Consider the following 5,544-nt stretch of genomic DNA (forward strand, 5'->3'; position numbering starts at 1 on the left):
TCGGCGCATCACACTAGCTAGTCGCTCGACGATGGTTGACGGCTCGTCAGGGATCGGGGACCCGGTTGGCGCCGGAGACATTCGCTGAGCCCTCGCACAGCAAGTGGCTACGAGTTGTCGGTCTTTTCGGGGGACAGGCGCTGGCCTCCAAGCGCTTGAGCTGGGCGGGTTAGTGGTTTCACGCACTGGCCGGCAGTTGCTGATCAGCCCAGATGACTTTGCCGTCCGGGATGTGGCGGGTCCCCCATCGGTGGGACAGATGAGTGAGGAGGAAGAGGCCGCGGCCGTGTTCGTCGGTGGTGCGGGGGTGTCGCAGAAGCGGGTGGCAGTGGCTGGCGTCGGAGACTTCGCAGGTCAGCATCTCGTGCCGGATGAGGCGTAGGCCGATCGTGCGGTCGCTGTCGCAGCCGCCGTTGCCGTGGATGATGGCGTTGGTGAACATTTCGCTGACGATCAGCTCTGTGGTCTCGGCCAGGTGTTCCAGTCCCCAGTGGGTCAGCTGCCGGGTAGCGAGAGTTCGGGCACGGCTGACGACGGCGAGTTCGCTGGGGAACTGCCAAGAGGCAACCTGGTCTGCGCTCAGCGAATGGGTCTGTGCGAGGAGCAGAGTGACATCGTCGCTCGGCGGCTTGGCCCGCAGTGTGTCCACTGTGGAAGAGCATAGATCGTCCAGTGTGAGGTCGGGCCGTGCGAGGGCCGCGCGCAAACGGTTCATGCCGGCGCTGATGTCCTGGTCGCGGGCCTCGATCAGACCGTCGGTGTAGAGGGCGAGCACGCTTCCTTCAGCGAGTTCCAAAGTTACGGACTCGAAGGGGACCAGTTCGAGGCCGAGCGGTGCTCCGGTGGGCAGGTCGGGGAAGGTGACGTGGCCGTGCGGGTCGATGACCGCGAGCGGGGGGTGGCCGGCCCGCGCCATGGAGCAGTACCGGGTGACCGGGTCGTAGACGGCGTACAGGCACGTGGCGGCCATCGTGGTGGTGTCCGGGTGCCGGGGGTCGGCTTCCGCCTCGGTGAGGCGGATGACCTGCTCGTCGAGGCGGGACAGTACTTCGTCGGGAGGCATGTCCATGTCCGCGAGGGTGTGCATGACGGTGCGGAGTTGGCCCATCTTCGCCGCCGCGTTGATGCCGTGTCCGACCACGTCGCCGACGACCAGGGCGACGCGGGCGCCGGAGAGGGGGATCACGTCGAACCAGTCACCCCCGATGCCGTGGTAGCTGTCGGCCGGCAGGTAGCGCCAGGCGACATCAGCGGCGGAGCCGCCCGTGGGGTGGTGAGGGTGCAGCAGGCGCTGCAGGGCGAGAGCCGCGGAGCGTTCGCGCACATATTGGCGGGCGTTGTCCAGGGCCAGCGCTGCCCAGCTGACGAGTTCCTCGGCCAAGAGCAGGTCGTCCTCCTCGAACGGCCTGGGGTCCTGCGTCCGCACGAAGACCGCCACACCCAGCACTGCGCCCCGGGCGTGGATCGGGACGACCATCAACGAGTGCATGGCGTGCTCGCGGATCTTCTCCGCCAGCGCGTCGTGGTGGTCCAGCCATGTGCCCGGGGATGTGTCCAGCATCGGCTCGAAGTGGGATTTCCCGGAGCGCAGGACACCGGTGAAGGGCGAAGTGGGCGGGACGAAGACCGGCTCTCCGCGAGCGAACAGGGACTCCGGCGTTCCCGGGTGGATCGAGGCCAGGCCCGCACGGCGGAAGACGGGGATGCGCCCGTCCTCTGCGCCGAGATGGGCCAAGGGCTCCTCGCCGAGTGGGACGGACTCGGCCAGGTCGACAGTGGCGTAGTCCGCGAGGAACGGCACGGCCAGGTCGGCCAGTTCCTGCGCGGTCTGCATGACGTCCAAAGTGGTGCCGATGCGCCTGCTGGCCTCGCCGAGGATTGCCAGACGCTCTCGCGCCCGTTGGCAGTCGGTGACGTCCACGCTCACAGTGCACACGCCCAGCGCGCGACCCTGCGCGTCGTCGAGGCGGAAGAAGGACGCTTTCAATATGCGATTGCTTCGCACATTCGCCGGCAGCAAGGCCTGGTAGTCCACGTCCATCGCCGGGTCCCCGCTCTCCAGCACCTGGTGCATCACTGCTTCCAGCGTTTCGGCCCCCGTCCCGGGCGCCGCCTCCGTCAGCCTGCGGCCCATCCGCTGGGGGAGAGGGATGCCGTCCCAGGAGCCCTGGGTGTCGTTCGCCCGGACGCAGCGCAGGTGCGTGTCCTGTATGACGACACCGATCGGCAGGCGCCTCGGCAGCTTAGCGAGGAGCGGCACCGCCGCTGTGGCCGCGGCCGGCCACGTGGAAAGCAAGGCCTTGTCGGTCGCCCAGACCACCCACCAGTCCCGGCCGTCCTGCCCGGACAGCGATGACACGCACAGGCGCACGTCGATGCTGCGGCCGTCGCGGTGGCGCACCTGCGCGAGGTCGGACCAGCAGCCCCAGAGGGTGCTCTCTTGTGCGGCTTGTGAAGCCTTTACTCGGTCGTCAGCAGCCACCAACAGGACACCGGCGGACCGCCCGACCGCCTCCGCGGCCGAGTAGCCCACGAGCCGCTGAGCGGCCTGCGACCATCCGACCACCGTCCCCTGCGCGTCGAGGAGGGCTATCGCCGGGCTGACTTTCTCGATGGCCGTCTGAGCCTCGGAGACTGCCGTCTCTGCGGAACTGCCCATTGCTTTTCCCTTCTGTGTCCCCCCGGCGATGCGGTCCCCCAACTGCTCGGGTGTCTGGTGGATGGATAGGTCCAGGGCAGGGAGTTATCGAGCTACCAGGCACGGCAGGCCACAGCCCATTCACACTGCCCCCGACGGTGGCTGCGGCGGTGGTCTCGGCCCGTCAGACGTGCTCCGGCGGGACCCCTGTCGGGGCCGGGGTGCGGCCAACGGGCCGTCGGCTGACGCCGACGTCAGCCACACTGCCGTCCGGTGACGCCCCGCTTGCTCTCACCCGCACCTCACGCGTCAGTCGGCGACTGCTGAGAAGGCGGTGCAGCCAGGCCCCGAAGGCCACTCGCAGAATCGGAGTGACCACACAGATCCGCAGATTGGGGTCAGCCCGGCGAATGCGGTAGGACCGAACTGGCGGGCGGGGTTGATCGAGCCCCCGCTGCGCGGCCGCAGAAAAGCGATCACCAGCGAAACGGACAGTCCGATGACGTACAGCACCAGGTGCGCATAGCGGGCATGAGCCATGCAAAAACTGACCGCGAGCATGATGACCGTCATGCTGCCGGCCTCGGCGACAAAGACGAACGCGGGCTGCCAGGAGGGTGCGGGCACGATCGCGGCGTAGCCGATCGACGGGAGAAAGACCGCAGGCCCACACCAGGCGCCCAAGACCCGTCCCCGCCATTTGGGCCAGCACGTAGAAAACAATGCTGCACCCGGGGAAGGCGCCCATAAGCCGCAGGGAGACCCTCACGGTGCCGTGTCCAGGCGGGTCATGGCCTTGGATGCCTCCGGGGGCGAGCTTCGCCCAGTCCAGACAGACGACTTCGTCGTCGGAGCGAGGCCAGCGTAGGAGGCCAGGTGGGCCGCGGTGGGGAAGCTGGTGCCGTCGCCGACGGTGACCAGCAAGGTGGCGGCGGCGCTGACCGCGTTCCCCGGAATCGAGGTCAGAACTGCGGAAAGAGGGGAAGACACCGATGTTCATCACGGTGGGCGCGGCGGCAGTCATGACCTGACCGTATGCGCGTCGCCGTCCATGCGTGCGGACCATTTTCCGGACGGAAGAGCGGACCACTTCGTGCCGAACGGTCAGGCGGGCCCCTGGGTGCCGCCTGTTAGACCAGTTGCACCGCGAAGCCGGAGCGCCACGTCGCATGCCCGGGTCGCGACGATCGGGAGCGGGTTAGTACTCCAGCTCCGTAAATCGTGATCTTGCCTTGTCCGCAGAATTGGTTTGGGAATCTGTCATAGAAATGGACCATACTCCGGTGCCATTGCGTCAGTAGCGTTACAGGCATGAACACGAACGAAGCACACGGAAGCCCGCCGCGCCTCCCCGAGCGCACCCTCGATCCACGGCGAACACGCGCCCAGAGGCGGCAACCGGCATCTCAAGCGCGCGATGTTCCTGTCCGCGTTCGCTGCCCTGCACGATCCCGCCTCCCGCACCTACTACGACCGATGCCGGGCCCGCGGGAAACCCACACGCAGGCCCTCCTCCGCCTGGCCCGCCACCGCATCAGCGTGCTGTTCGCAATGCTCCGCGACCGCACCTTCTACGAACCCAGAACCCCACGCCTCGCTTGACGAAAGACATAGAGGCACCCCCCGGCAGGAGCGATGACCGGTGGACGGTCAGGCGTTGCTGCGTAGGGGCGACGAGCACGGGAGCACAATGTGAGCGCTGTGACCGGCATCAGATCGGCGGCCGGGGATCCCAAGGTGCGGCGCCGGGCCGCGCCGCATCTCATGTGGCTGCTCGGCCCACTGGCAGTGATCGTCGCGGTCCCTGTGGCCGACCTGTTCCTGCCACCGGATATCCACCTTGCGGACGTGCTGGTCCTCGCTGTAGCGGTCGTCGCGCACAGCGCCGGTCCACGGCTCACCGCACTCATCGGCTCACTGAGTGTACTCGCCCTGATTGCGGCGGGTGCGGAACGTCGCACTCTGAACACAGAGAGCGTCCTCGTCGAACTCGGCACCCTTGCCGCACTCTGTGCCTTCCTGGTGCTCTTCACGCACCGGCGGGACCGGGGCCAGCGGCAGCTCGTCTGGGCCCGCTCCATCTCCGACGCAGCACAGCGCGTCGTACTGCGCCCCCTGCCCGAGCGGGCCGGCCCGGTCCGACTCGCTTCGCGATACCGCGGCGCGGAGGCCGATACATGCATCGGCGGTGACCTGTATGCCGCGGCCCGCACCTCCAGTTCCACCCGGCTGCTCATCGGAGACGTCCGCGGCAAGGGCCTGGCCTCGATCAGTGACACGGCGGTCGTGCTGGGCGCCTTCCGAGCCGCGTCCCACCGCCAGATCACGTTGCCGGAACTGGCCGCCTACATGGAAGAAGCCGTCCGCTGGGGCCTCGCGGAGTTCTCCGGGTCCGAGGACGACGCCGCTGAACGATTCGTCACTGCCGCCGTCGTGGACATCCCGGACGACGACCCGGTCGTGCACCTGGTCAGTTGCGGGCACCCGCCACCCCTCCTGCTGCGCCATGACACCCCCGCCGCGACCGCGCTCGTGGTGCCCGAGCCGGCGCCGCCACTCGGCCTCGGCGCGATCTCCGGCAGCCTGTATCTCCCGGCGACCTTCCCGTTCGGCGAAGGCGACAGGCTGATGCTGTACACCGACGGTGTCTGCGAGGCTCGTGACCGGAGCGGTGTCTTCTACCCGCTCGCCGAACGGGTCGCCAGGTGGGCCGACCCGGAGCCCGAAACGCTGCTCCACAGGGTCGTCGCCGACCTGCGGGAGTACACCGATGGTCGCCTGGACGACGACATGGCGATGGTCGTCGTCCGGCGAGACGGCGGGGCGGCGGCCGCCTGAGCGAAGCGTGCGGAAGCGCGGTCGGAGCCCCGCCTCACAGAAACCTCTCGCAAGGTTCCGGCCTCACC

The 5,544-nt window shown here is 68.3% G+C and carries 3 protein-coding genes and 2 pseudogenes; 2 read left to right on the forward strand and 3 right to left on the reverse strand.

From position 1 onward, the window contains the following. Nucleotides 1-178: 178 nt before the first annotated feature. From VXC91_RS41865 to VXC91_RS41875, 3 genes and pseudogenes are all read right to left on the reverse strand, one after another. Nucleotides 179-2,659 carry a SpoIIE family protein phosphatase gene (locus VXC91_RS41865; RefSeq protein WP_329512599.1) on the reverse strand — a complete coding sequence of 827 codons (2,481 nt, stop codon included), beginning with the start codon at nt 2,657-2,659 and terminating at the stop codon, nt 179-181. A 288-nt stretch (nt 2,660-2,947) separates the two neighbouring features. Continuing rightward, nucleotides 2,948-3,265, reverse strand: coding sequence for an aquaporin (locus VXC91_RS41870; RefSeq protein ID WP_329512600.1), 318 nt, complete (start codon nt 3,263-3,265; stop codon nt 2,948-2,950). 207 nt (nt 3,266-3,472) lie between these two features. Next, a pseudogene (locus VXC91_RS41875) lies at nt 3,473-3,619 on the reverse strand (transposase); the annotation flags it as partial. A gap of 373 nt (nt 3,620-3,992) precedes the next feature. Here VXC91_RS41875 and VXC91_RS41880 point away from each other — a divergent pair. Together VXC91_RS41880 and VXC91_RS41885 are read left to right on the forward strand one after the other, a co-directional pair. After that, nucleotides 3,993-4,240, forward strand: a pseudogene (locus VXC91_RS41880) (IS110 family transposase); the annotation flags it as partial. A gap of 90 nt (nt 4,241-4,330) precedes the next feature. Continuing rightward, the gene (locus VXC91_RS41885; protein ID WP_329512601.1) at nt 4,331-5,476 is read left to right on the forward strand and encodes a PP2C family protein-serine/threonine phosphatase; all 1,146 of its coding nucleotides are present in this window, start codon (nt 4,331-4,333) and stop codon (nt 5,474-5,476) included. Nucleotides 5,477-5,544 lie beyond the last annotated feature (68 nt).

It is taken from the genome of Streptomyces chiangmaiensis, from assembly GCF_036281785.1.
Taxonomy (GTDB): Bacteria; Actinomycetota; Actinomycetes; order Streptomycetales; family Streptomycetaceae; genus Streptomyces; species Streptomyces chiangmaiensis.